This is a genomic window from Streptomyces sp. NPDC020422 (assembly GCF_044386705.1).
Taxonomy (GTDB): domain Bacteria; phylum Actinomycetota; class Actinomycetes; order Streptomycetales; family Streptomycetaceae; genus Streptomyces.
The window spans coordinates 565,183-588,517 of sequence record NZ_JBIRVJ010000003.1; the positions used below are offsets into that span (position 1 = coordinate 565,183).

A 23,335-nucleotide genomic window follows, 5' to 3' on the forward strand; every position below is an offset into this window, starting at 1 on the left:
GACAGACCAGGAGCGGGGAGTGAGACTTGACCCCCCGCGAACCAGTCCCGGAGAAAGGTGTCCGAGTGCCCCGCCGCAGAATCGGCTTCTGGTACCGCCTGGCGGCGGTCATCGCCAAACCCCCGCTGGTGGTTCTGTTCAAGCGGGACTGGCGCGGGACGGAACACATTCCGGCCGAGGGCGGATTCATCACCGCCGTGAACCACAACTCGTACCTGGATCCGCTGTCGTACGCGCACTACCAGTACAACACCGGCCGGGTGCCCCGCTTCCTCGCCAAGGCCGGCCTCTTCAAGGGCTTCGTCGGCACCATGCTGACCGGCACCGGGCAGATCCCGGTCTACCGCGAGACCACCAACGCCCTGGACGCCTTCCGGGCCGCCGTCGACGCCATCGAACGCGGCGAGTGCGTCGCCTTCTACCCCGAGGGCACCCTCACCCGCGACCCCGAGATGTGGCCCATGGCCGGCAAGACCGGCGCCGCCCGCGTCGCCCTGCTGACCAAGGCCCCGGTCATCCCGGTCGCCCAGTGGGGCGCCAACCTCGCGATGCCGCCGTACGCCAAGGAGAACAAGCTCCGGCTGCTGCCGCGCAAGACCCTGGCCGTGCAGGCCGGTCCGCCGGTCGACCTCTCCCGGTTCTACGACCTCGACCCCACGCCCGACGTGCTGCGCGAGGCCACCGAGGAGATCATGGCCGCCATCACCCGCCTCCTGGAGGAGGTCCGGGGCGAGAAGGCGCCGGCCGAGCCGTACGACCACCGCAAGGCCCGGCAGGAACAGCGGCGCAAGGCCGCGGGGGAAGGCAAGAAGTGACCAAGGCAGCCGTCTTCGGCAACGGATCCTGGGGCACCGCCTTCGCGATGGTGCTCGCCGACGCGGGGTGCGAGGTGAGCCTCTGGGGCCGCCGCGCGGAACTCGCCGAGACCATCAACGCCACCGGCACCAACCCCGACTACCTGCCCGGGGTCGAACTCCCCAAGGGCATCACGGCCACCGCCGATCCCGCGGAGGCAGCCCGCGACGCCGACTTCACCGTCCTCGTCGTGCCCTCGCAGACCCTGCGCGAGAACCTCGCCGCCTGGAAGCCGCTGCTCGCCCCCGACACCGTCCTCGTCTCCCTGATGAAGGGCGTCGAACTCGGTACCGCCGAGCGGATGAGCGAGGTCATCCAGGAGGTCGCCGACGTCCCCGCCGAGCGCGTGGCCGTCCTCACCGGGCCCAACCTGGCCAAGGAGATCGCCGCCCGGCAGCCCGCCGCGGCCGTCGTCGCCTGTGTCGACGAGACGGTCGCCCAGCGGTTCCAGGCGGCCTGCATGACCCCGTACTTCCGCCCTTACACCAACACCGACGTGGTCGGCTGCGAGCTCGGCGGAGCGGTCAAGAACGTCATCGGCCTCGCCGTCGGCATCGCCAACGGCATGGGCCTCGGCGACAACTCCAAGGCCACGCTCATCACCCGCGGGCTCGCCGAGACCACCCGCCTCGGCCTCGCCATGGGCGCCGACCCGCTCACCTTCTCCGGCCTCGCGGGCCTCGGCGACCTGGTCGCCACCTGCTCCTCGCCGCTCTCCCGCAACAACACCTTCGGCACCAACCTGGGCCGCGGGATGACGCTGGAGGAGACCATCGCCGCCACCAAGCAGACCGCCGAGGGCGTCAAGTCCTGCGAGTCCGTGCTCGATCTGGCCCGGCGGCACGGCGTCGACATGCCCATCACCGAGACCGTCGTCTCCATCGTCCACGACGGCAAGCCGCCCATCGTGGCCCTCAAGGAGCTGATGTCGCGCAGCGCCAAGGCGGAACGCCGCTAGCGGCGCCCGTTTGGGCCGTACGCGCGCGGCGGCAGCGGGGCGCTCAGGAGTTCGGACGCCGCAAGGTACCCTCAACGCGATATGAGCGAGAACACCCAGAGCCCCCGCAAGCCGCGCGTGGCCGTCGTCTTCGGCGGACGCAGCTCCGAGCACGCCATCTCCGTCGTCACCGCAGGCGCCGTCCTGAGCGCCATCGACCGGGACAAGTACGACGTGCTGCCCATCGGCATCACCACCGACGGGCGCTGGGCGCTGACCGCCGACGCCCCGGAGCGGATGGCCATCGCCGACCGCGCCCTGCCGAGCGTGACCGACCTCGCCGAGTCGGAGACGGGCGGCGTGGTCCTCTCCGTCGACCCGGCCAGCCGCGAGGTCGTCTACAACGAGCCCGGCTCCGTGCCGCAGGCCCTCGGCGAGGTCGACGTCGTCTTCCCGATGCTGCACGGCCCCTACGGCGAGGACGGCACCCTCCAGGGCCTCCTCGAACTCTCCGGCGTCCCCTACGTCGGCGCGGGCGTCCTCGCCTCCGCCGTCGGCCAGGACAAGGAGTACATGAAGCGGGTCTTCGTCTCCTTCGGCCTGCCGGTCGGCCCCTACGAGGTCATCCGCCCGCGCGAGTGGGAGCAGAACCCGGCCGCCGCCCGCAAGAAGATCGTGGAGTTCGCCGCCGAGCACGGCTGGCCGCTCTTCGTGAAGCCCGCCCGTGGCGGCTCCTCCATGGGCATCACCAAGGTCGACGACCTCTCCGGCCTCGACGAGGCCGTCGAGGAGGCCCGCCGGCACGACCCGAAGATCATCGTCGAGTCGCTGATCCGCGGCCGCGAGATCGAGTGCGGCGTCCTGGAGTTCGAGGACGGCCCGCGCGCCAGCGTGCCCGCCGAGATCCCGCCGGTCACCGACCACGACTTCTACGACTTCGAGGCCAAGTACATCGACTCGGCCTCCGGCATCGTGCCCGCGCCCATCGGCGACGAGGCCACCGCCGAGGTCCAGCGCCTGGCCGTCGCCGCCTACGAGGCCGTCTCCTGCGAGGGCCTGGTGCGCGCCGACTTCTTCCTCACCGAGGACGGCGGCTGGGTCATCAACGAGATCAACACCATGCCCGGCTTCACGCCCATCTCCATGTACCCGCGCATGTGGCAGGAGAGCGGCGTCAGCTACCCGGAGCTCGTCGACCGGCTCATCCAGGCCGCGCTCAACCGCTCCACGGGCCTGCGCTAGGGCCCGGCGGCTAGAGGCTGGGCGGAACGGCCTTCTTCACGGGGGCGGCGAGATCCACGAGCGGGCCGACGTCATGCGCGTACCGCTCGTCCAGCGTCACCTCGACGTACGCCTTGCGGTACGTCGTGGTGAAGCGGGGTCCGTCGCCCTCGCGCGCCTCGAAGAGCCAGTTCACCCCGTCGGCCTCGACGCCCTGGGCCTGGGGATCGCTCATCTTTTCGGGCCGGGGCACCCCGCAGCGCAGTACGATCGCCGCATCCCCCCACGCGGCGGTCAGCTCGGAGTCCGGCTCGGTGCCGGAGCGCTCCAGACCCGCCACGGTGCCGGGCAGCTCCTTCGCGAGCGAGCGGCAGACGGCGGCCTCGGCCGCCGGCGGGCTGGGAACCGGGACCGACGCCTTCGCGTCCGACGAGGAACAGCCCGCGACGGCCAGCAGCAGGGCCGAGGCGGCGACGGAAGCGGGCAGGCCGAAGGGCCGGTGGGAAGACATCACCGGCCAAGGGTAGACGGGGGCTAGATATGCACGACCGGGCAGGTGAGGGTGCGCGTGATGCCTTCCACTTGCTGGACCCTGGCCACCACCAGGCGGCCCAGCTCGTCCACGGTGTCGGCCTGGGCTCTGACGATCACGTCATACGGACCGGTCACGTCCTCGGCCTGGATCACCCCCGGGATCTTCGCGATGACCTCGGCGACGGTCGACGCCTTGCCCACCTCGGTCTGAATAAGGATGTACGCCTGTACCACGGAACCTCCAGAGCGGCCACGAGGATCTTGTGGGAGAAAGAGACGCCACGGTACCGCGTCGCCGCGGGCCGCGGGGAGACCTCCTGGCCCGGAGGTGCCCGCGGTGTGGCGTACACAGATGAGAAGTTGACGGTCTACTTGACGGTATCCGGCACGGTGACGGCCCGCGACCCGCACGGCGAGAAGCAGCGGAGCGGCGCGGCGGCCGGCACGACGACACGAGGTGAGACGCGGTGAAGGGCACAGTCGGAGAGCTGGGCGAGTTCGGGCTCATCAGGGAGCTCACCTCCCGGCTCACCGCCACCCCGGCGGTACGGATCGGACCCGGCGACGACGCCGCGGTCGTCTCCGCCCCCGACCGGCGGGTGGTGGCCAGCACGGACGTCCTGCTCGAAGGACGTCACTTCCGCCGCGACTGGTCGACGGCCTACGACGTCGGCCGCAAGGCCGCGGCCCAGAACCTCGCCGACATCGCCGCCATGGGCGCCGTCCCCACCGCGCTCCTGCTCGGCCTGGTCGTCCCCGCCGAACTCCCCGTCACCTGGCCCACCGAGCTCATGGACGGCCTGCGCGACGAATGCCAGGTCGCCGGTGCCGCCGTTGTCGGCGGCGACGTGGTCCGCGGCGACACCATCACGGTCGCCATCACCGCCCTCGGCGACCTGCGCAACCAGGACCCGGTCACCCGCGGCGGCGCCCAGCCCGGCGACGTCGTCGCCTACACCGGCTGGCTCGGCTGGTCCGCCGCCGGCTACGCGGTGCTCTCCCGCGGCTTCCGCTCCCCGCGCGCCTTCGTCGAGGCCCACCGGCGCCCCGAGCCCCCGTACCACGCGGGCCCCGCGGCCGCCGGGCTCGGCGCCACCGCCATGTGCGACGTCAGCGACGGCCTGATCGCCGACCTCGGGCACATCGCCGAGGCCAGCAAGGTCCGCATCGACCTGCGTTCCGGCCTCATCGACATCCCCACCCAGATGAACGACATCGGCCAGGCCGTCGGCGTGGACCCGCTCCAGTGGGTGCTCACCGGGGGAGAGGACCACGCGATCGTGGCCACCTTCCCGCCGGACGTGAAGCTGCCCGCCCGCTGGAAGGTGATCGGCGAGGTCCTCAACCCCTCCGCGCTGCCCCAGGTCACCGTCGACGGCGCGCCCTGGCACAGCAAGGGCGGCTGGGACCACTTCGGAGAGACCGAGTGACACCGCGTCCGCCCGCGGTGCTGACCGTCGCCGGATCGGACTCCGGCGGCGGGGCGGGCATCCAGGCCGACCTGAAGACGATGCTGGCGCTCGGCGTCCACGGCATGAGCGTGATCACCGCCGTCACCGCCCAGAACTCGCTGGGCGTCCGGGGGGCGTGGGAGCTGCCCGCCGAGGCGGTACGGGCGCAGTTCCGGGCCGTGGTGGACGACATCGGAGTCCGGGCGGTGAAGACCGGGATGCTGGCCTCCGCCGTGCTGGTGGAGACGGTGGCGGAGCTGCTCGCGGGGACGGACGCCCCGGTGGTGGTCGACCCGGTGGGCGTCTCCAAGCACGGGGACGCGCTGCTCGCGGCCTCCGCGCTGGACGCGGTACGGACGAAGCTGCTGCCGACGGCGACCGTGGCCACGCCCAACCTGGACGAGGTGGCGCAGCTCACGGGCCTGGTGGTCGAGGACGAGGACGGGATGCGGCGGGCGGCCGACGCGATCCTGGCGTACGGGCCGCGCTGGGCGCTGATCAAGGGCGGGCACCTGCCCGCCGGCGAGGCCGCCGTGGACCTGCTCACGGACGGTTCCGACGAGCACTGGCTGCGGGCGCCCCGGCACGACAACCGGCACACCCACGGCACGGGCTGCACGCTCGCCTCGGCGGTCGCGTCCGGGCTCGCGAAGGGCCTGACCGTGCCGGAGGCGGTACGGCAGGCCAAGGCGTATGTGACCGGGGCGATCGCCGCCGGGTTCTCGCTGGGCGCGGGCATCGGCCCGGTCGACCACGGCTGGATCCACCGGCACTGAGCCGGCCGGCGCCGTCCAGCCGTCGCTCACGCCGTCCCTCATCCGCTTCAGGGCAAGGCAAAAGGCCGGTTCACCGAGGTGAACCGGCCTTTCAAGGCAACCGCAGGGGCTGCGCTACGACGAAACGTCGGCGGGGCTATCCCCGCTTGACGCGGGGGGAGCACCAATTAGCGCGAGACCTTGCCGGCCTTGATGCACGAGGTGCAGACGTTGAGCCGCTTCGGCGTCCGACCGACCACGGCACGCACACGCTGGATGTTCGGGTTCCAGCGACGAGACGTACGGCGGTGCGAGTGCGAAATGTTGTTGCCGAAGCCCGGCCCCTTGCCGCAGACGTCGCAGTTGGCAGCCACGGGTCACTCCAAAGACTTCAGATTTACAGTGAAACCGGCGCACCGGAATCAGGGATCTGAAGTGGCTTGCCGGGGAATGGCCCGACGTGTGCCGGGCAACCGAAGCAGCATACAACGCCCGCTCCGGTGGAACGAAACTACCACGGTCTCCGCTGCCCCCGCCCCGGCCCCCGGGTGATCACGGGTCTACCCTGCGGTGAACCCACCGCAGCGCACAGGAGGACCACCCGTTGCCGCGAGCCCCACAGACCCTCGACGCCGAAGCGATCCGGTCCTGGTGCGCAGGGGCGCTGCAGGCACTCGGCAGGGAGCGCGAGGAGATCGACGCCATCAACGTCTATCCCGTCGCGGACGGCGACACCGGCACCAACCTCTACCTGACCCTGGAATCGGCCGCGAAGTCCGTGGACGAGGCCTTCTCCGCGGGGCCGCCGGACGTGGCGGAGGTCATACGGGCCATGGCGCACGGCGCGCTGCTCGGCGCCCGCGGCAACTCCGGCACCATCCTGTCCCAGCTGCTGCGCGGCATGGCCGCCGTGCTGGCCGACGGGCATGACGGAGATCACCTCGCCCGCGCCCTGGCCGACGCCGCCGACGCGGCCCGGCTGGCCGTCGCCCACCCCGTCGAGGGCACCGTCCTCACCGTCGCCTGCGCGGCCGCCGAGGCCTGCGCGGGGGGCGGGGACCTCGTTTCGGTGGCCACGGCGGCCTACGAGGGCGCCAGGAGCGCCCTGGAGCGGACCCCCGGGCAACTGGACGTACTGCGCCGCGCGGGCGTCGTGGACGCCGGAGGGCGCGGTCTGGTGGCCGTCCTCGGCGCGCTCGTGGAGACCCTGACCGGCGAGGCGCCCGCGCGGCCCGTGGCGCCCTCGGGGCGCCCGCACCTGGACGCGGACTGCCTCGCGGAGGAGGGCGGCCCCGCCTACGAGGTGATCTACCTCCTGGAGGCCGAGGACGCGGCCGTGGAGCGGCTGCGGGCCCGCCTGGACGCGCTGGGGGAGTCCCTCGTCGTCGTCGGCGGCGACGGGCTGTGGAACGTGCACGTCCACGTCGACGACGCGGGAGCGGCCGTCGAGGCGGGCGTCGAGGCGGGACGCCCGTACCGGATCCGCATCACCCACTTCGAGCAGCAGGCGTCCCGCGAGCCGGTCCAGCGGGCCGTCGTGGCCGTCGTGCCCGGCGAGGGACTGGCCGGGCTGTGCGCCGAGGCCGGGGCGACCACGCTGCTCGCCGTCCCCGGCGAACCCCCCACCGGCACGGACCTCGCCGAGGCGATCCGAAGGGCCCACGCGCGCGAGGTCGTCCTGCTGCCCAACGACGCCGAGCTGCGCCAGGTCGCCGCGGTGGCCGCCGAGCAGGTGCGCGCGGAGGGCATCCGCGTCGCGCTCATCCCGACCCGCGCGGCCGTCCAGGGCATCGCCGCCCTCGCCGTCCACGAGCCGGACCGCCGCTTCGACGAGGACGTCGTCGCCATGACCGCCGCGGCCGGCGCGACCCGCTACGCCGAACTCGCGGTCGCCGAACGCCAGTCCTTCACGTCCGCCGGCGTCTGCCAGGCCGGTGACGTCCTGGGCCTCATCGAGGGCGATGTGGCCGTCATCGGCCAGGACCTCACCACGACCGCCCGCACGGTCCTCGACCGCATGCTCTCCGCCGGCGGCGAACTCGTCACGCTGATCGTCGCCGCCGACACCCCGCCGGACCTCGCCCGCGCCCTGGAACGGCACGTACGGGCGACGTACCTGGCGGTGGACACGACGACGTACGAGGCGGGGGCGGGGGCCCCGGCGCTGCTGATCGGGGTGGAGTAGCGGGGCGCCGCACGGGACGGGAGCGGCCTCCGGCCCGTGCCCCCGCCCCGCGCCCCCGCGACCCGTCAGGGTTTCGGGGAGGAGGGAGGCGGGGGGACTTCCCCGCTCTGGGTCAGGATCGCCTCCGCCTCCTCGTGGTGGGCCGGGGAGTCGGCGGCGAGGACCTCCCGGGCCAGGGCCGCCGCCCGGGCGGGGGCGTCCAGGTCCAGGTGGAGCCAGGCCGTGAGGAGGTCCGCCGAGAGGCGGGCGGAGGTGTCGCCGGCCTTCGCGTACACCGCTGAGGCGCGCTCCGCGAAGGAAAGGGCCTCCCGGGGGTCCGCCGGGGCGAGGAGCTCGGCGGTCTGGCGGTAGGTGCCCGCCAGCTCCGGCAGGTCGTCGGCACAGGCCTCCGCCGCGCTCGCCATCAGCGCCCTGCCCTGCCCGTCGGGGCCCGCGATCCAGGCCCGCATGCGCAGGGTGCGCACATACCCGCCGGTCTCGCCCAGCGACCGCCACAGCTCACCGGCCCGCTCGAACGCGGCCGTCGCCTCCGCCGCCAGCTCCGCCCGCCACAGCGCCTCCGCCGCCAGGTTCGCCAGCATCGCGTGGTCCCGCTGGTCCGGCCACCCGGCGGCCAGCTCCGCCGCCCGCAGCCACTGCTCGGCCGCCGCCCGCGGCTCGCGCAGGGCCGTCAGGCAGTCGCCGAGCCACCACCGCGTCTGGACGAGCATCCCGTCGCCGTGCTCCTCGACCGAGAGGTCCGGCAGCACCGCCTCCAGGACCGCGGCCGCCTCCTCGCGCCGGCCCGCGCGCAGCAGCCAGCCGCCCAGCAGATGCCGTGCGTACGCCCCGAGCCCGCGGCCCTCGCCCGCCTCGTCCGCCCAGTGCGCCGCCTCCACGGCCTGCCCGGCCGCCTCGTCGAAGCGCTCCGTCGCGCCGAGGACCTCCGCGAGCCGCAGCCGCAGCCGCGCCTGGCCGGCGGGGGTCGCGTGCTCGGCGCCGTGCGCCAGGGCCGCCCGTGCCGCCCGCTCCGCCGTCGCCAGGTCCCCGGTGTGCAGGGCGACACCCGCGAGCCGGCCCTCGGGCTCCGACGCGCGCCAGGGCAGGCCGGCCTCGTGGAACAGCTCCGCCGACCGCGCGTACCGCTCGGCCGCCCGCTCCGCGTCCCCCTCCCGCGCCGCCGCATCGCCGAGCAGCCACTCGGCCTCGGCGATCCGGTCGGCGTCGTCCGCCGCCCCCGCGCAGGCCAGGACCTCCTCGGCCGCCTCCGCCGTGCCCAGGAGCCGGGCCCGCAGCAGCAGCGCCCCGGTGAGCTGGCGTGACGTCGCGCCGGCCCCCTGGAGCGCGCGCAGCCGGGCCACCGGCTCCTCGCACCCCTCGGGCTCGCCCGACACGTAGGCGCACCGGGCCCGGGACGCCCACGCCTCACCGAGGGCACCGGCCGACTCGTACCCCTCCGCCGCCCTGCGGAACAGCTCGGCGGCCTCCTCGGGGGACCCGGCCAGGGACATCGCGCGGTGGTCGGTCAGCTCGGCCGTGCCGAGCGCGTCGAGCTCGACCAGGCCCTCCGCCACCGCCCGCCCGAGCGCCTCCCACACCGCGTCGGCCTCCGGCCGCCGCTCCGCCGTCAACCGCCGTGCCTCGGACAGCAGATCCTCGGGGGCGGCCGCCGTCACCGGGGCCGGGGCCGGAGCAGCGGGGGGTACGGGCCGGCCGGCCGCGCGGACACCGAGCGGCAGCCGGCCGAGCAGCGGCTCCGCCGCCATCTGCGCCCGCACCAGGCGGCTCACCCGGTCCGTGCCGTTGCGCGCGTCGAAGCGCAGCGCCAGCTCCTCGGCCCGCGTGCGGGCATGACCGGCCAGCTCCGCCGCCGTCCACTCCTTCGCCGGGGCCGCGCCGGCACCCTCCGCGGGCCCGGGAACCCGCTGCCCGCCGAGCCCGAGCGCCACGAGCCGGTCCATCAGCAGCGCGGTCACGGCCAGGAAGTCCAGCTCGCTGTCCGGGTCGCCGTGGTCGGTGAAGTACGCAGGGCGCTCCGCGAGCAGCTCCAGGGCCCGCGCCTCGTTCCCGGTGAGCGCACAGAACTCGATGTGCTGCGCCACCGCGCTCCGCATGCTCTCCATCGGGCGCACCAGCCGGTAGCCGCGCAGATGGTTCGTCCGCGCCTGCTCCGTCCGGCCGAGCCGCAGCAGCGGCAGCAGCGAGGAGGCGAGCACCGCGTGCGGCTCGTGGGCGCAGGAGTGCTCGCCGTCCAGGACCGGCGCCCAGGCCGCGAGAGCCGCCTCGTCGTCGCCGAGTTCGGCCTGCCACAGTCCCTGCCCGTGCAGCTCGCAGGCGTGGCAGTCGGCCATCTCGTCGCGCTCCGCCGCGAGCCACGCCGCATGGGCGCGGGCCGCCCGGTCGCGGTCGCCGATGTGCCGGGCCACCCGGAACTCGGCCTGTCGCACGGCCCGTTCGGAGTGCCCGGCGAGCCGGTAGCGCCGCTCCATCTCGCCGAGCCACTTCTCGATCGAGGCGAGCGGGATGTGCGGCTGGTCGAGCATCCCGCTGGAGACCCACTTGAAGACCCAGTGCAGCGAATACGCCTCGTAGGCGTCGAAGTCGGCCGGGTTCTCGTCCCACATCCGCAGCAGCCGCGCGAAGGGCACGAACATCTTCGCCTTCTCGGAGCTGTAGTTGTACACCTGCAGCTGGTGGCCGAGCGCCTCGATGACCGCCGCCGGCTCGCCGATCCGCTCCGCCTCCGCGAGCAGCCGCTCCGCGCGGGCGCCCCGCGCCGGGCCCTCCGGTTGGGCGAGGTTGTCGCGCATGGCCTCGCGCAGGGCCTGGAAGTCAGGGTGCGTCATGCCGGGGTCCCCCCGTCGGTGCCGTGCCCGGTGCTCCATTCGAGGAGGCCGAGGAAGGTGCGGTTGAGGAGGGCGTTGTCGGCGGGGCGCAGCGGGCGTTGGGCCATGAGGAGGGCCTGTCCGTAGAGGGCTTCGACGGCGGTCGCGGCGAGCCGGCGGTCGTCGAGACCGGCGATGCGGCGGACCAGCGGGCTCTGGTGGTTGAGGACGAGACGGGCGCGGGGCGCGCTGCCGCGCAGCGAGCCGAGGATCCCCGCCCACAGGTCGTCGGCCTGCTCCTCCGCCTCGGCCCGCGCCTGTTCGTGGCGGGCCGAACGGTCGTCCAGGTGCAGGGCAGGGACGGTCAGCGGGTGGAACGACCGCAGCGACACGTCACAGCCGAGCGCGTCCAGGGTCTCCCGGGCGACCGAGAGGAAACCGGTGAGGGCGAGCTCCAGCGCCGGGTCGACCGGGTCCAGATGCGCCGTGACGGTGTCCGCGTCCAGCTCGGCCACCACCGTCCCCGGCCGCACCTCGGGCAGGCGCTCGATCAGCTCCGTGTCGTAGGTGTAGCCGCCGTTGACGACGCCGATGCCCTGGGCGGCGGCGATGGCGGCGACCTGGCGGAACTCCTCGACGGTGCGGGTGAAGTGCACGACGGGGTGGCGGCGGGCGAAGGCGTCCAGGGAGAGCTGTCCGTCGGTGGTCTCGAACGGCAGCCAGGGGAGCATCGCCGCCAGGACCTCGTCGTCGTGGCGCGCCAGCGACTTCACGCCCAGGTGGTGGACGGCCAGGAACTGCCCGAGCCGCTCCGGCGATCCGGCGGCGAGCCCCGTGAGCCAGTCCCGGATCGCCTCGCCGAGCGCGTCCCGCACGCCCGCCAGCGCGTCGTCCTCGTAGAGGGACTCGCGCGAGGCGGTGGGACGCAGGGTGTCGGTGTCCAGGACGCAGCGCACGAAGAACGCCCAGTCCGGCAGCAGCGCGTCCGCCTTCTCCGTCAGGAGCATGCCCTTCAGGTGCACCCGATGCCCCGCCCGTTGCGCCGGACTGACCGCCGAGGGCAGCACGTACGCCACCCCCCGGACGCCCGCGAGCGGCAGGTCCAGCTCGATCGCGTCCAGCGGCGCGAAACCGAACAGGCCCTGGCAGTGCGCCGCCAGCGCCACCCGCCGCGCCGCCGCACTCGGATACGTCCGCTCCCACGGCGCCGGCAGTTCGGTCACGGTCTCCTCGCCGACGCGGATGTCGTGGGGGAGGAGGGAGCCGTAGTGGCGGGCGAGGGCGAGGGCGCGGTCGTGGGTGAGCCAGTCGGCGGTGCCGGGGCGGGCGGTGAGGTGGACGGTGGTGCCGGGTTCGGGGTGCGCCGTGGGGTCCAGGGTGGTGACGGTGTAGGAGCCGTCGTCGTGGGCGCGCCACTCGACGGGGGGCGCGGTGGGGGTGCGGGCGGAGCGGGAGACGACGCGGATCTCCTCGGCGACGACGAAGCAGGCGAGCAGTCCGATGCCGAACTGGCCGAGGAATTCGGCGCGGGCGGTCTCCAGGCCGTGGGCGCCGTCGCGTTTGGAGCTGCGGCCGATGGTGGCGAGGAGGGTGTGGACGTCGGTGGCGGTCAGGCCGATGCCGGTGTCGGTGATGCGCAGGGTGGTGCCGTCCGCGTGGATGCGGACGCGGGCGGGCGCGTCGGGGTCCAGGGCGCGGCGGGCGGTGAGCGCGTCCACGGCGTTCTGGAGCAGCTCGCGCAGGTAGACCCGGGGGCTGGAGTAGAGGTGGTGGGAGAGCAGGTCCACCAGGCCACGCAGATCGACCTGGAACGTGTGCGGTGTCTGGTCAGCAGTCATCGTCGCTGCGCCGGTGGGGGGACGGGCGACGGCGCGGGTCGGGCGATCCCGGCGTCCGGTGATCGCGGAAGGGGGGGCAGGAGAATCGCGGAGGGGGAAACAGAAGCGGAAGAGCGGCCATCCTAGGCACCGGAGAGCCGACGTGACCAGCCGATATCCCCGGCCTGCACGACACCTGTCAGTGCCGTGGTGTGCAATGGATCGCGTGCCTGCGCTCGACGAACCACTGAAGAAGCCGCTCGGAGCCGCCACCGCCGGGGCGACGGCCGAGGCCGCGCCTGCCCGGGGGAGGCGCCGTGCAGCTCGCTGACCCGCTGAAGAACCTGCTCGGGGCCGCCACCGCCAAGGTGATGGCCGAGCACATGGAGCTGCACACGGTCGGCGACCTGCTCCACCACTACCCCCGGAGGTACGCGGAGCGCGGCGAGCTGACCGCCCTCGCCGACCTCCCCCTCGACGAGCACGTCACCGTCGTCGCCCAGGTCGCCGACGCCCGGGTGCACACCTTCAACCGGGGCGGCCGCGGCAAGGGCCAGCGCCTCGAGGTCACCATCACCGACGGCAGCGGCCGGATGCAGCTGGTCTTCTTCGGCCGCACGGTCCACTTCCACCAGAAGGAGCTGCTGCCGGGCCGGCGCGCCATGTTCGCCGGCAAGGTCGGCCTCTTCAACCGCAAGCTCCAGCTGGCCCACCCCGAGTACAAGCTCCTCGACGCCGACAGCAGCACCGAGACCGTCAAGGCCTTCGCGAGCGAGCTGCTGCCCATCTACCCGGCCTGCAAGCAGCTGGAGTCCTGGACCATCGAGCAGTCCGTGGCCATCGCCCTGGACTCCATGGCCGCCACCGGCTGGGCCGGCCTCGTCGACCCGCTGCCGCCCGCCCTGCGCGAGGGCCGCGGCCTCACCGACCTGCCCGACGCCCTCACCAGGATCCACCGCCCGCGCACCAAGGCCGACATCGCCGAAGCCCGCGACCGCCTCAAGTGGGACGAGGCCTTCGTCCTCCAGGTCGCCCTCGCCCGCCGCCGCCACGCCGACACCCAGCTTCCCGCCGTCCCCCGCCGCCCGACGGCCGGCGGCCTGCTCGACGCCTTCGACGCCAAGCTCCCCTTCACCCTCACCGACGGCCAGCAGAAGGTCTCCAAGGAGATCTTCGACGACCTCGCCACCGACCACCCCATGCACCGGCTCCTCCAGGGAGAGGTCGGATCGGGCAAGACGATGGTCGCGCTGCGCGCCATGCTCGCCGTCGTCGACGCCGGGGGCCAGGCCGCGATGCTCGCGCCCACCGAGGTCCTCGCCCAGCAGCACCACCGCTCGGTCACCGAGATGATGGGCGAGCTCGCCGAGGGCGGGATGCTCGGCGGGGCCGAGCACGCCACCAAGGTCGTGCTGCTCACCGGGTCCATGGGCGCCGCCGGACGGCGGCAGGCGCTGCTCGACCTGGTCACCGGGGAGGCCGGGATCGTCATCGGCACCCACGCCCTGATCGAGGACAAGGTCCAGTTCCACGACCTGGGCCTGGTCGTCGTCGACGAGCAGCACCGCTTCGGCGTGGAGCAGCGCGACGCGCTGCGCGGGAAGGGCAAGCAGCCGCCGCACCTGCTGGTCATGACGGCCACGCCCATTCCCCGCACGGTCGCCATGACCGTCTTCGGCGACCTGGAGACCTCCGTCCTCGACCAGCTGCCGGCCGGCCGGTCGCCGATCGCCAGCCATGTCGTGCCCGCCGCGGACAAGCCGCACTTCCTCGCCCGCGCCTGGGAGCGGGTCCGCGAGGAGGTGGAGGGCGGCCACCAGGCGTACGTGGTGTGTCCGCGCATCGGGGACGAGGAGGACCAGAAGGGCAAGAAGAAGACGAGCCCCGAGGACGAGGCCGAGAAGCGCCCGCCGCTCGCCGTCCTGGAGGTCGCCGAGCAGCTGCGCACCGGGCCGCTCGCCGGACTCCGGGTCGAGGTGCTGCACGGCAGGATGCACCCCGACGACAAGGACGACGTCATGCGCCGCTTCGCCGCCGGCGAGGTGGACGTCCTGGTCGCCACCACCGTCATCGAGGTCGGCGTCAACGTGCCCAACGCCACCGCCATGGTGATCATGGACGCCGACCGCTTCGGCGTCTCCCAGCTCCACCAGCTCCGCGGGCGGGTCGGCCGCGGCTCCGCCGCCGGTCTGTGCCTGCTGGTCACCGAGATGCCGGAGGCGAGCCCCGCCCGGCAGCGCCTCGGCGCCGTCGCCTCCACCCTCGACGGCTTCGAGCTCTCCCGTATCGACCTCGAACAGCGCCGCGAGGGCGACGTCCTCGGCCAGGCCCAGTCCGGCGTGCGCTCCTCCCTGCGGATGCTCACCGTCATCGACGACGAGGAGGTCATCACCGCCGCCCGCGAGGAGGCCACCGCCCTCGTCCTCGCCGACCCCGACCTCACCGCCCACCCCGAGCTGCGCACCGCCCTCGACGCGCTCCTCGACAAGGACCGCGAGGAGTACCTGGACAAGGGCTGACCCCCGGAACGCGCGATCGCCATAAGCTATTGCGTACGCCATAGGTTTTGGAGACGAGGACCCACATGACCCGCGTGATCGCCGGCACCGCCGGCGGACGCCGACTCGCCGTGCCGCCGGGCAACGGCACCCGGCCCACCTCCGACCGGGCCAGGGAAGGACTCTTCTCCACCTGGGAGTCCTTCCACGGCGTGGCAGGCGCGCGGGTCGCCGACCTGTACGCGGGCTCCGGCGCCGTCGGCCTGGAGGCGCTGTCCCGTGGCGCCTCCCACGCCCTGCTGGTCGAGGCCGACCCCCGGGCCGCGCGGACCGTCCGGGAGAACATCCGCTCGCTCGCCCTGCCGGGCGCCGAGCTGCGCACCGGCAAAGCGGAGCAGATCGTGACGGGTCCGGCCCCGGCCGAGCCCTACGACCTGGTCTTCCTCGACCCTCCGTACGCCGTCGCCGATGACGATCTTCGCGAGATCCTCCTCACACTCCGCTCAGGGGGCTGGATCGCCGAGGACGCCCTCGTCACCGTGGAGCGCAGCACCCGGGGCGGCGAATTCGGCTGGCCGGACGGCTTCGAACCGATGCGGGCCCGTCGCTACGGCGAGGGAACGTTTTGGTACGGTCGCGCCGCCTCTACGTGCGAAGACGCACGATGACCGGACCGGAGAGCGAGGGACCCAAGTTGCGCCGCGCCGTCTGTCCGGGGTCATTCGACCCCATCACCAATGGACACCTCGACATCATCGCCCGCGCCTCCAAGCTGTACGACGTCGTGCACGTCGCGGTGATGATCAACCAGTCGAAGAAGGGCCTCTTCACCGTCGACGAGCGGATCGAGCTGATCCGCGAGGTCACCGCCGACTTCGGCAACGTCGAGGTGGAGTCCTTCCACGGCCTCCTCGTCGACTTCTGCAAGCAGCGCGACATCCCCGCCATCGTCAAGGGACTGCGGGCCGTCAGCGACTTCGACTACGAGCTGCAGATGGCCCAGATGAACAACGGGCTCTCGGGAGTCGAGACGCTGTTCGTGCCCACCAACCCCACCTACAGCTTCCTGTCGTCCTCCCTGGTCAAGGAGGTCGCGGCCTGGGGCGGCGACGTCTCCCACCTGGTGCCTCCGGCGGTCCTCGGCCGGCTCACCGAGCGGCTCGCCGAGAACCGTTCGGGCCAGTGACCCGCGGCCACCGCCGCTGACGCTCCGTCACCAGGTCCCGGACGGGGTCCGACTGGCCTTACAGTCGTCCCGTCCGTCTCCATCCAGCTGTAGAGAGTGGCGAGCACCGGTGGACGTGCAGAAGAAGCTCGACGAGATCGTCGCGACGGTCCAGAGCGCCCGTTCCATGCCGATGTCGGCGTCCTGCGTGATCAACCGGGCAGAGCTGCTCGCCCTGCTCGAAGAGGTGCGCGAGGCCCTGCCCGGCTCGCTCGCCCAGGCGCAGGAGCTGATCGGCGGGCGTGAGCAGATGGTCGAGCAGGCCCGCCAGGAGGCCGAGCGGATCATCGAGGCGGCGCACGCCGAGCGCGGCTCGATCGTCTCCGACAGCCAGGTCGCCCGGCAGTCCCAGGACGAGGCCGACCGCATCCTGGCCGACGCCCGCCGCGAGGCAGAGGAGATCCGCGCCGAGGCCGACGACTACGTCGACTCCAAGCTGGCCAACTTCGAGGTCGTGCTCAACAAGACCATCGGCTCGGTCGACCGCGGCCGGGAGAAGCTCCTCGGCCGGGGCCCGGGCCTCGACGCGGACGGGTACGCCGACGAGGACGCCCCCGAGTACAGCTCGGACCCCCAGACCCTGATCCACCGGGCCGACGCCTACGTGGACGCCAAGCTGGGCGCCTTCGAGGCCGTGCTGTCCAAGACCCTGGAGGCCGTGGGCCGCGGCCGGCAGAAGCTGCACGGCCGGATCGCCTCCGACGCCCTCGGCGAGCACATGGCGGCCCAGGACGCGGCCGGTGCGGCGGTGCACACCAGCGACGCCGACTACCTGGCCGGCCTCGCGGAGCTGGCCGACCCCGAGCCCGTGCAGATCCCGGCGCAGCAGGCCGCCCCGCCGCAGCCGCAGCACGACCCGTACGGGTACGCGGCCCAGCAGCAGGTCCCGGCGGCCGACCCCTACGGGTACGCGGCCCAGCAGCAGGACCCGTACGCCTACCAGCAGCAGGACCCGTACGGGTACCAGCAGGGCTACGGCTACGAGCAGCAGCAGCCGGCCCAGCCCGTGCACCCGCCCCAGGCCGCCGCGCTCGACGAGACCAGCTTCTTCGACACGAGCATGATCGACCTGGAGCAGTTGCGCCGCTACGAGCAGGGGCACTGAGGGGCGCACAGGACCCGGATTGGGCCCTGAGCGAACTGTCCAGTATCCTGGCTCTTCGGTCGCGCGTATGCCCGCGATCCGCGCTGCCCACGCTGTGGCAGCCCCCCTCACGATGAACGACCCGAAAGCAGGAAGAGCCCTGAGCACGCGCCTCGACCACCGCAACCCCCTCGTGTTCGACACGCACGAGCTGGGGCGGCGTCCTGGCGCCCTCCAGCGGATCTCCCGCACGGTCGACGCACCCAGTGATCTGGGTGTCGCGGGGGTCGTCGGAGTGCCCGAGGGCGCTCCGGTGGAGATCGAGCTCCGACTCGAGTCGGTCATGGAAGGGGTGCTTGTCACAGGCACCGCCCGTGCATCGGCCGAGGGGGAGTGCGTAAGGTGTCTGGAGTCCGTCGAGCTTGAGCTCGACGCCGACTTCCAGGAGATGTTCTCGTACCCCGACTCCGACGACCGGGGCCGCTCGAAGGCGGCCGCGGACGACGAAGCCGAGGACGACGAGGACATGATCCCCCTCGAGGACGGCATGTTCGACCTCGAGCCCGTGCTGCGTGATGCGGTGGTGCTCGCACTGCCGATGCAGCCGGTGTGCCGGGAGGACTGTGAAGGTCTGTGTTCCGAATGCGGAATCAACCTGAACGACAACCCGGACCACCACCACGACGCCGTCGACATCCGTTGGGCGGCACTGCAGGGACTCGCCGGTTCGCAGGGAACCGATGAGAAGGACAACATGAGCGGCAAAGCCTCTGACGGGGACGTCCGAAGCGCCGCCGAGAAGCAGGAGAAGTAGCCGTGGCTGTTCCGAAGCGGAAGATGTCGCGCAGCAACACGCGCCACCGCCGGTCGCAGTGGAAGGCTGCGGTCCCCACCCTGGTTTCGTGTGAGCGTTGCCAGGAGCCGAAGCTGCAGCACATCGCGTGCCCGAGCTGCGGCACCTACAACAAGCGCCAGGTCCTCTCGGTCTGAGTGGCTGGTGAGAGGCACGATGTCTGACCACGTCAACACAGCCTCGTCCCACACGCTTCTGGAAGGGCGGCTCGGGTATCAGCTCGAGTCCGCCCTTCTGGTGCGTGCGCTCACCCACCGTTCGTACGCGTACGAGAACGGCGGTCTGCCCACCAACGAGCGGCTCGAGTTCCTCGGGGACTCCGTGCTCGGCCTCGTGGTCACGGACACGCTCTATCGCACCCACCCCGACCTGCCCGAAGGCCAGCTGGCCAAGCTGCGGGCCGCGGTGGTCAACTCGCGTGCGCTGGCGGAGGTGGGACGCGGACTCGACCTGGGTTCCTTCATCCGGCTCGGCCGGGGCGAAGAGGGCACGGGCGGCCGGGACAAGGCCTCCATCCTCGCCGACACGCTCGAAGCGGTGATCGGCGCGGTCTACCTCGACCAGGGTCTCGACGCGGCGTCCGAGCTGGTGCACCGGCTCTTCGACCCGCTCATCGAGAAGTCCTCGAACCTCGGCGCAGGCCTGGACTGGAAGACCAGTCTCCAGGAGCTGACCGCGGCCGAGGGCCTGGGTGTTCCGGAGTACCTCGTCAGCGAGGAGGGTCCGGACCACGAGAAGACCTTCACTGCTGCCGCCCGCGTCGGTGGTGTCTCGTACGGCACCGGCACCGGCCGCAGCAAGAAGGAAGCGGAACAGCAGGCGGCGGAGTCCGCGTGGCGCGCGATCCGCGCGGCCGCGGACGAGCGTGCGGCGGCGGCGAAGGCCGCTGCCGAGAACGCCTCCGACCGAGGTGGTGAAGAGGTCGCCGACCCCTCTTCCGCCAAGGACCAGGCCACGGCCTGAGCTTCGCTTCCCGATGCCCCCGCCCCTTTCCGGGGACGGGGGCATCGTCATGCCGGGACGGTTGTAGGCTGCGGACATCACCCGCAGGAGCCGTCCAGGAGGATTCCCGTGCCCGAGTTGCCCGAGGTCGAGGTCGTACGACGCGGTCTTGAGCGGTGGGTGGCCGGACGCACCGTGGCCGAGGTCGAGGTCCTGCACCCGCGGGCGGTACGGCGCCATCCGGAGGGCGGCGCGGACTTCGCGGCCCGGCTCAAGGGGCAGCGTTTCGGGGTCGCGCAGCGGCGCGGCAAGTACCTGTGGGTGCCGCTCGCCGACGCGGACGCCTCGGTGCTCGGACATCTCGGCATGAGCGGCCAGCTGCTCGTGCAGCCCGAGGACGCGGTGGACGAGAAGCACCTGCGGATCCGGGTCCGCTTCGACGACGCGACCGGCACCGAGCTGCGCTTCGTCGACCAGCGCACCTTCGGCGGGCTCTCGCTGCACGACACCGCCCCGGGCAGCACGGACGGGCTGCCGGACGTCATCGCGCACATCGCGCGCGACCCGCTGGACCCGCTCTTCGACGACGCCGCCTTCCAGAGCGCGCTGCGGCTGCGCCGTACGACGATCAAGCGCGCACTGCTCGACCAGTCGCTGATCAGCGGTGTCGGCAACATCTACGCCGACGAGGCGCTGTGGCGGTCGAGGCTGCACTACGACCGCCCGACCGCGACCCTCACCCGGCCGCGCTCGGCCGAGCTCCTCGGGCATGTGCGGGACGTGATGAACGCGGCCCTCGCCGCCGGCGGCACCAGCTTCGACTCGCTGTACGTCAACGTCAACGGCGAGTCGGGCTACTTCGACCGCTCGCTCGACGCCTACGGACGGGAGGGCGAACCGTGCCGCCGCTGCGGGACGCCGATGCGCCGGCGCCCGTGGATGAACCGCTCCAGCTACTTCTGCCCGCGCTGCCAGCGCCCGCCGCGCCTCACGGTGTGACGGGTGCGGCGCGCTCGGCGTCGTAACTCTCGCGGGCGGCCAGCACCTGGTCCATCCGGCCCTCGACCAGCTGGATCAGGCCCAGCAGCCGCTCCGCGACCTCCTGGCCGAGCGGGGTGAGCCGGTAGTCCACCCGCGGGGGGTTGGTGGGCTGCGCCTCGCGGTGCACGAGGCCGTCGCGCTCCAGCGCGTGCAGCGTCTGCGACAGCATCTTCTCGCTCACGCCGTCGACCCGGCGCCGCAGCTCGTTGAAGCGGAACGTGCCTTCGTGGAGCGCGCCCAGGGTCAGGCTGCCCCACCGGCCGGTCACGTGCTCCAGCGTGCCGCGCGAGGGACAGGCCTTCGCGAACACGTCGTAGGCGAGGTCGTCAGTCATGCTCCCTACCATACGCGGGCACAGCGCTGCGTGCGAGGCGGCGCTAACTCTTGGGTTGTGCTTTCTGAAAGTTAGTGCTCTACTTCTGGTCGTCCCCGCAGCAGAACCCTGAGGAGCGCCCTCGTGACCACCCCTGTCGTCTCCATCGCGTACCACTCCGGCTACGGCCACACCGCCGTCATCGCCGAGGCCGTCCGGAACGGTGCCGCCGACGCCGGTGCCACCGTCCACCTGATCAAGGTCGACGAGATCACCGACGCCCAGTGGGAGCTCCTGGACGCATCGGACGCGATCGTCTTCGGCTCGCCCACCTACATGGGCACCGCCTCCGGCGCCTTCCACCAGTTCGCCGAGGCCAGCTCCAAGCGCTGGTTCTCCGACGCCTGGCTGGACAAGCTCGCGGCCGGCTTCACCAACTCCGCCTCGAAGAGCGGCGACAAGCTGCACACCCTGCAGTTCTTCCAGACCCTCGCCGGCCAGCACGGCATGACCTGGATCAACCTGGGCCTGAAGCCCGGCTGGAACAGCAGCACGGCCTCCGAGAACGACATCAACCGCCTCGGCTTCTTCTCCGGCGCCGCCGCCCAGACCCCCAGCGACCTGGGCCCCGAGGCCGTCCACAAGGCCGACGTCGCCACCGCCGAGCACCTCGGCCGCCGCGTCGCCGAGACCGCCCGCACCTTTGCGCTCGGCAAGGCCGCTGCCTGACCCGGGCGGCACGCGAGCAAGGGGAAGGCCCCGTCACCAGTCCGGTGACGGGGCCTTCCCCTTGCTCGCGTGCCGGCTCAGTAGCCGAAGTCCTGGGTCCACCACGGACCGCCGTCCGCGAAGTGCACCCCCACGCCCAGCTTCTTGTAGTCGCAGTTCAGGATGTTCGCCCGGTGGCCGTCGCTCGCCATCCAGGACTTCATCACCGCGGCCGCGTCCACCTGGCCGCGGGCGATGTTCTCGCCGCCCAGACCGGTGACGCCCGCCTTCTCGGCGCGGGCCCAGGGGGTCTGACCGTCCGGGTCCGTGTGGTCGAAGAAGTTGCGCGCGGCCATGTCCGTGCTGAAGGCGCCGGCCAGGGCGGCGAGCTCCGCGTCGGAGCGGATCGCCACGCAGCCCACCTTGGCGCGCTCGGCGTTCACCAGCCGGACGACCTCCGCCTCGGCGGCCGTCTCCCGGCTGACCAGCGAGCGGACGGTGGCCGCCGGCTCCGGGGCCTGGGTGCTCGGGGCCTGCGTCGGTCGGGGCGTCCGGGTGGGCGCCGGCGTGGGCTTGGGAGCCGGGGGCTTCGGGCTCGGGGTGGCCTTCGCCTGGGTCGCGGTGGGCTTCGGGGAGGGGGACGCGGGGGCCTTCGACGGGGTCGCGGCCTCGCCGTTCGCCGTGCCCGCGCTCCTGGAGGCGGAGCCGTCCGCAGCGGTCGCCGAGGCGCCGCCCTGTGTGGTCAGGCTCGGCGCCTGCTGCGTCGCGACGCGGTGCTCGCCGCCCGAGCTCGCGCTGTCCAGCGTGAAGGTGTCGCCGCCGGGCAGCAGGCCCGAGGCGACCGCGATCGCACCGACGGCGACCGCGGCGGAGACACCGAGCAGCCCGGTGCGTACCGGCGCGCCGCGTCGCGCGCCCCGATGGCGTCCCATGCGCTCTGCCTCCCTGAAGGCGATCCTTGAACGATCTTTGCTGGTCTTTGCATCTGTGGATGCCTGCGAAAGGGACCCCGCCAAACGGGTGAGTCCCATTCCGTCGGGACTGTACGCCATGACATGCGGGGCTGACGTGCTCCTTCCGTAATTCGCCCGCTAGCGTTCAGCCATGGACGACGACGTACGGATGACCGCCTGGGTGCGCGGCCGGGTACAGGGAGTGGGCTTCCGCTGGTTCACCAGGGCAAACGCGCTGGAGATCGGAGGGCTCGTGGGCTTCGCCCTGAACCTGGACGACGGCCGGGTGCAGGTGGTGGCCGAGGGGCCGAGTGAGAATTGCCACCGTCTGCTCGACTGGCTGCGCTCCGACGACACGCCCGGCCGCGTGGACGGAGTCACTGAGATATGGGACACGCCCCGCGGTATCTACGAGACCTTCGCGATCCGCTGAGGGCCCTGGACGATCTTGCTCGGGGTGCCCCGGACGACGGCCCGCCGGGGGCGCGTGAGGGGCGCCCCCGGCGTACGGAAAGGGGTCTCCGGAAGCACAAAGCGCCTGGTGGTTGCCAAGAAGGGCTTGCCGTGCCAGGCTGCGCGAGTAAGGATGATCTCCACGCCCCTCGGGTACCGAGTCGTGAGGCGCCGCCGCCCTCTGCGCGGCCGCAGGCCCCCCGGTGCCCGTGGATACGGGGCGTGATCGTGTTGACCGTCAAACTTTTTGGTGAGACTCTGGAAGTCCCCGCGCACCTCAGCTGTTCGACCGTGAGAACCGGCACGACAAAGAGCACGGCCGAGCACCGCGGGTGCGAAATCCCTCACGACCCACACCGCTTCGGTCGGTCACTCAGTGTGGAGGACCATCCATCATGGCAAAGGCGCTTCTCGGTTACGTCGGCGGCTCCGACCCGCGACTCCTCTCCGAGATGCGACGGCTTCAGCAGCGCGTCCAGGACCTCGAGTCCGAGCTGGTTCGGATCCAGTCCGAGAACGACGCGCTCGCCGCTGCCGCCGCTCAGCACGGAGAGTCGCTGCTCGACAGCATGGACCTCGACGTTCCCAAGGCGGAGCCTGCGCTCACCTGACGCCCCGTGCCGGGGCTGGGTGAGAAACACTCACGCTAGCAACAGCTAGATATGCAAGGGACGCCTCGGCGTCCCTTCTTTCTTGCGCTCTCACG

At 72.6% G+C, this 23,335-nt stretch carries 25 protein-coding genes; 18 read left to right on the forward strand and 7 right to left on the reverse strand.

Annotated elements, in window-relative coordinates; translation table 11 throughout:
* The first annotated feature begins 65 nt into the window (after window positions 1–65).
* The 3 genes from ACH414_RS09990 to ACH414_RS10000 all read left to right on the forward strand — a co-directional run bounded on the left by ACH414_RS09990 (window position 66) and on the right by ACH414_RS10000 (window position 3,034).
* The gene (locus tag ACH414_RS09990) at window positions 66–815 is read left to right on the forward strand and encodes a lysophospholipid acyltransferase family protein (protein WP_398941428.1); all 750 of its coding nucleotides are present in this window, start codon (window positions 66–68) and stop codon (window positions 813–815) included.
* Window positions 812–1,813: an NAD(P)H-dependent glycerol-3-phosphate dehydrogenase gene (locus ACH414_RS09995; RefSeq protein WP_382538376.1), complete on the forward strand. Its 1,002-nt coding sequence runs from the start codon at window positions 812–814 to the stop codon at window positions 1,811–1,813. The genes ACH414_RS09990 and ACH414_RS09995 overlap by 4 nt, the downstream gene beginning before the upstream one ends.
* 81 nt (window positions 1,814–1,894) lie before the next feature.
* Entirely contained in the window at window positions 1,895–3,034 is a 1,140-nt protein-coding gene (locus tag ACH414_RS10000; RefSeq protein WP_382538378.1) for a D-alanine--D-alanine ligase family protein, read from the forward strand.
* A 10-nt stretch (window positions 3,035–3,044) separates the two neighbouring features.
* Here the strand turns inward: ACH414_RS10000 and ACH414_RS10005 are convergent, their stop codons facing one another.
* Together ACH414_RS10005 and ACH414_RS10010 are read right to left on the reverse strand one after the other, a co-directional pair.
* The gene (locus ACH414_RS10005; protein WP_382538469.1) at window positions 3,045–3,524 is read right to left on the reverse strand and encodes a DUF3515 domain-containing protein; all 480 of its coding nucleotides are present in this window, start codon (window positions 3,522–3,524) and stop codon (window positions 3,045–3,047) included.
* A gap of 23 nt (window positions 3,525–3,547) precedes the next feature.
* Window positions 3,548–3,781: an Lrp/AsnC family transcriptional regulator gene (locus ACH414_RS10010; protein ID WP_382538381.1), complete on the reverse strand. Its 234-nt coding sequence runs from the start codon at window positions 3,779–3,781 to the stop codon at window positions 3,548–3,550.
* Between the two features lie 105 nt (window positions 3,782–3,886).
* Between ACH414_RS10010 and ACH414_RS10015 the strand changes: the two genes are divergently transcribed.
* From ACH414_RS10015 to thiD, 3 genes are read left to right on the forward strand one after another with little or no spacing between them, the layout of a single operon-like run.
* Complete coding sequence (locus ACH414_RS10015; protein WP_382538384.1) at window positions 3,887–4,018, forward strand: hypothetical protein; 132 nt, start codon at window positions 3,887–3,889, stop codon at window positions 4,016–4,018.
* Window positions 4,015–4,977 (forward strand): thiamine-phosphate kinase, encoded by a 963-nt coding sequence (locus tag ACH414_RS10020; RefSeq protein WP_382538387.1) that lies wholly within the window; start codon window positions 4,015–4,017, stop codon window positions 4,975–4,977. Before ACH414_RS10015 ends, ACH414_RS10020 begins: the two co-directional genes overlap by 4 nt.
* Window positions 4,974–5,774: a bifunctional hydroxymethylpyrimidine kinase/phosphomethylpyrimidine kinase gene (gene thiD, locus ACH414_RS10025; protein WP_398941432.1), complete on the forward strand. Its 801-nt coding sequence runs from the start codon at window positions 4,974–4,976 to the stop codon at window positions 5,772–5,774. Before ACH414_RS10020 ends, thiD begins: the two co-directional genes overlap by 4 nt.
* 167 nt (window positions 5,775–5,941) lie before the next feature.
* Here the strand turns inward: thiD and rpmB are convergent, their stop codons facing one another.
* Window positions 5,942–6,127, reverse strand: coding sequence for a 50S ribosomal protein L28 (gene rpmB, locus ACH414_RS10030; protein WP_003957616.1), 186 nt, complete (start codon window positions 6,125–6,127; stop codon window positions 5,942–5,944).
* 230 nt (window positions 6,128–6,357) lie between these two features.
* Between rpmB and ACH414_RS10035 the strand changes: the two genes are divergently transcribed.
* The gene (locus ACH414_RS10035) at window positions 6,358–7,938 is read left to right on the forward strand and encodes a DAK2 domain-containing protein (RefSeq protein ID WP_382538393.1); all 1,581 of its coding nucleotides are present in this window, start codon (window positions 6,358–6,360) and stop codon (window positions 7,936–7,938) included.
* Between the two features lie 65 nt (window positions 7,939–8,003).
* On the opposite strand, the gene ACH414_RS10040 is transcribed toward ACH414_RS10035, so the two are convergent.
* Together ACH414_RS10040 and ACH414_RS10045 are read right to left on the reverse strand one after the other, a co-directional pair.
* Complete coding sequence (locus tag ACH414_RS10040) at window positions 8,004–10,763, reverse strand: tetratricopeptide repeat protein (RefSeq protein WP_398941433.1); 2,760 nt, start codon at window positions 10,761–10,763, stop codon at window positions 8,004–8,006.
* On the reverse strand, window positions 10,760–12,580 hold the full coding sequence (locus tag ACH414_RS10045) for an HSP90 family protein (RefSeq protein ID WP_382538400.1): 1,821 nt from the start codon (window positions 12,578–12,580) through the stop codon (window positions 10,760–10,762). The genes ACH414_RS10040 and ACH414_RS10045 overlap by 4 nt, the downstream gene beginning before the upstream one ends.
* Window positions 12,581–12,930: 350 nt before the next feature.
* On the opposite strand from ACH414_RS10045, the gene recG reads away from it, so the two are divergent.
* The 8 genes from recG (at window position 12,931) to mutM (ending at window position 20,160) form a co-directional block, all read left to right on the forward strand.
* Window positions 12,931–15,078, forward strand: a complete 2,148-nt coding sequence (gene recG, locus ACH414_RS10050; RefSeq protein WP_382538471.1) for an ATP-dependent DNA helicase RecG — start codon at window positions 12,931–12,933, stop codon at window positions 15,076–15,078.
* Window positions 15,079–15,143: 65 nt separating this feature from the next.
* On the forward strand, window positions 15,144–15,725 hold the full coding sequence (gene rsmD, locus ACH414_RS10055) for a 16S rRNA (guanine(966)-N(2))-methyltransferase RsmD (RefSeq protein WP_382538403.1): 582 nt from the start codon (window positions 15,144–15,146) through the stop codon (window positions 15,723–15,725).
* Window positions 15,726–15,751: 26 nt separating this feature from the next.
* A complete protein-coding gene (coaD, locus tag ACH414_RS10060) occupies window positions 15,752–16,243 on the forward strand; it encodes a pantetheine-phosphate adenylyltransferase (RefSeq protein WP_382538474.1) in 492 nt (163 codons plus the stop codon).
* A 109-nt stretch (window positions 16,244–16,352) separates the two neighbouring features.
* A complete protein-coding gene (locus ACH414_RS10065; protein WP_382538405.1) occupies window positions 16,353–17,387 on the forward strand; it encodes an ATP synthase F0 subunit B in 1,035 nt (344 codons plus the stop codon).
* A 112-nt stretch (window positions 17,388–17,499) separates the two neighbouring features.
* Window positions 17,500–18,180, forward strand: coding sequence for a YceD family protein (locus tag ACH414_RS10070; protein ID WP_382538407.1), 681 nt, complete (start codon window positions 17,500–17,502; stop codon window positions 18,178–18,180).
* A 2-nt stretch (window positions 18,181–18,182) separates the two neighbouring features.
* Window positions 18,183–18,356 (forward strand): 50S ribosomal protein L32, encoded by a 174-nt coding sequence (gene rpmF / locus ACH414_RS10075; protein ID WP_015036448.1) that lies wholly within the window; start codon window positions 18,183–18,185, stop codon window positions 18,354–18,356.
* Window positions 18,357–18,375: 19 nt separating this feature from the next.
* Complete coding sequence (rnc, locus tag ACH414_RS10080) at window positions 18,376–19,182, forward strand: ribonuclease III (RefSeq protein ID WP_382538410.1); 807 nt, start codon at window positions 18,376–18,378, stop codon at window positions 19,180–19,182.
* A gap of 108 nt (window positions 19,183–19,290) precedes the next feature.
* Entirely contained in the window at window positions 19,291–20,160 is an 870-nt protein-coding gene (gene mutM, locus ACH414_RS10085) for a bifunctional DNA-formamidopyrimidine glycosylase/DNA-(apurinic or apyrimidinic site) lyase (protein WP_382538413.1), read from the forward strand.
* Here mutM and ACH414_RS10090 read toward each other — a convergent pair.
* Window positions 20,150–20,536: a winged helix-turn-helix transcriptional regulator gene (locus ACH414_RS10090; protein ID WP_382538416.1), complete on the reverse strand. Its 387-nt coding sequence runs from the start codon at window positions 20,534–20,536 to the stop codon at window positions 20,150–20,152. The genes mutM and ACH414_RS10090 overlap by 11 nt on opposite strands.
* A gap of 123 nt (window positions 20,537–20,659) precedes the next feature.
* Between ACH414_RS10090 and ACH414_RS10095 the strand changes: the two genes are divergently transcribed.
* The gene (locus ACH414_RS10095) at window positions 20,660–21,244 is read left to right on the forward strand and encodes a flavodoxin family protein (RefSeq protein ID WP_382538419.1); all 585 of its coding nucleotides are present in this window, start codon (window positions 20,660–20,662) and stop codon (window positions 21,242–21,244) included.
* A 77-nt stretch (window positions 21,245–21,321) separates the two neighbouring features.
* On the opposite strand, the gene ACH414_RS10100 is transcribed toward ACH414_RS10095, so the two are convergent.
* Window positions 21,322–22,155 carry a CAP domain-containing protein gene (locus ACH414_RS10100; protein WP_398941436.1) on the reverse strand — a complete coding sequence of 278 codons (834 nt, stop codon included), beginning with the start codon at window positions 22,153–22,155 and terminating at the stop codon, window positions 21,322–21,324.
* A 172-nt stretch (window positions 22,156–22,327) separates the two neighbouring features.
* Between ACH414_RS10100 and ACH414_RS10105 the strand changes: the two genes are divergently transcribed.
* Together ACH414_RS10105 and ACH414_RS10110 are read left to right on the forward strand one after the other, a co-directional pair.
* Window positions 22,328–22,609, forward strand: coding sequence for an acylphosphatase (locus ACH414_RS10105; protein ID WP_382548017.1), 282 nt, complete (start codon window positions 22,328–22,330; stop codon window positions 22,607–22,609).
* Window positions 22,610–23,024: 415 nt separating this feature from the next.
* Complete coding sequence (locus ACH414_RS10110) at window positions 23,025–23,240, forward strand: hypothetical protein (RefSeq protein ID WP_382548016.1); 216 nt, start codon at window positions 23,025–23,027, stop codon at window positions 23,238–23,240.
* Window positions 23,241–23,335 lie beyond the last annotated feature (95 nt).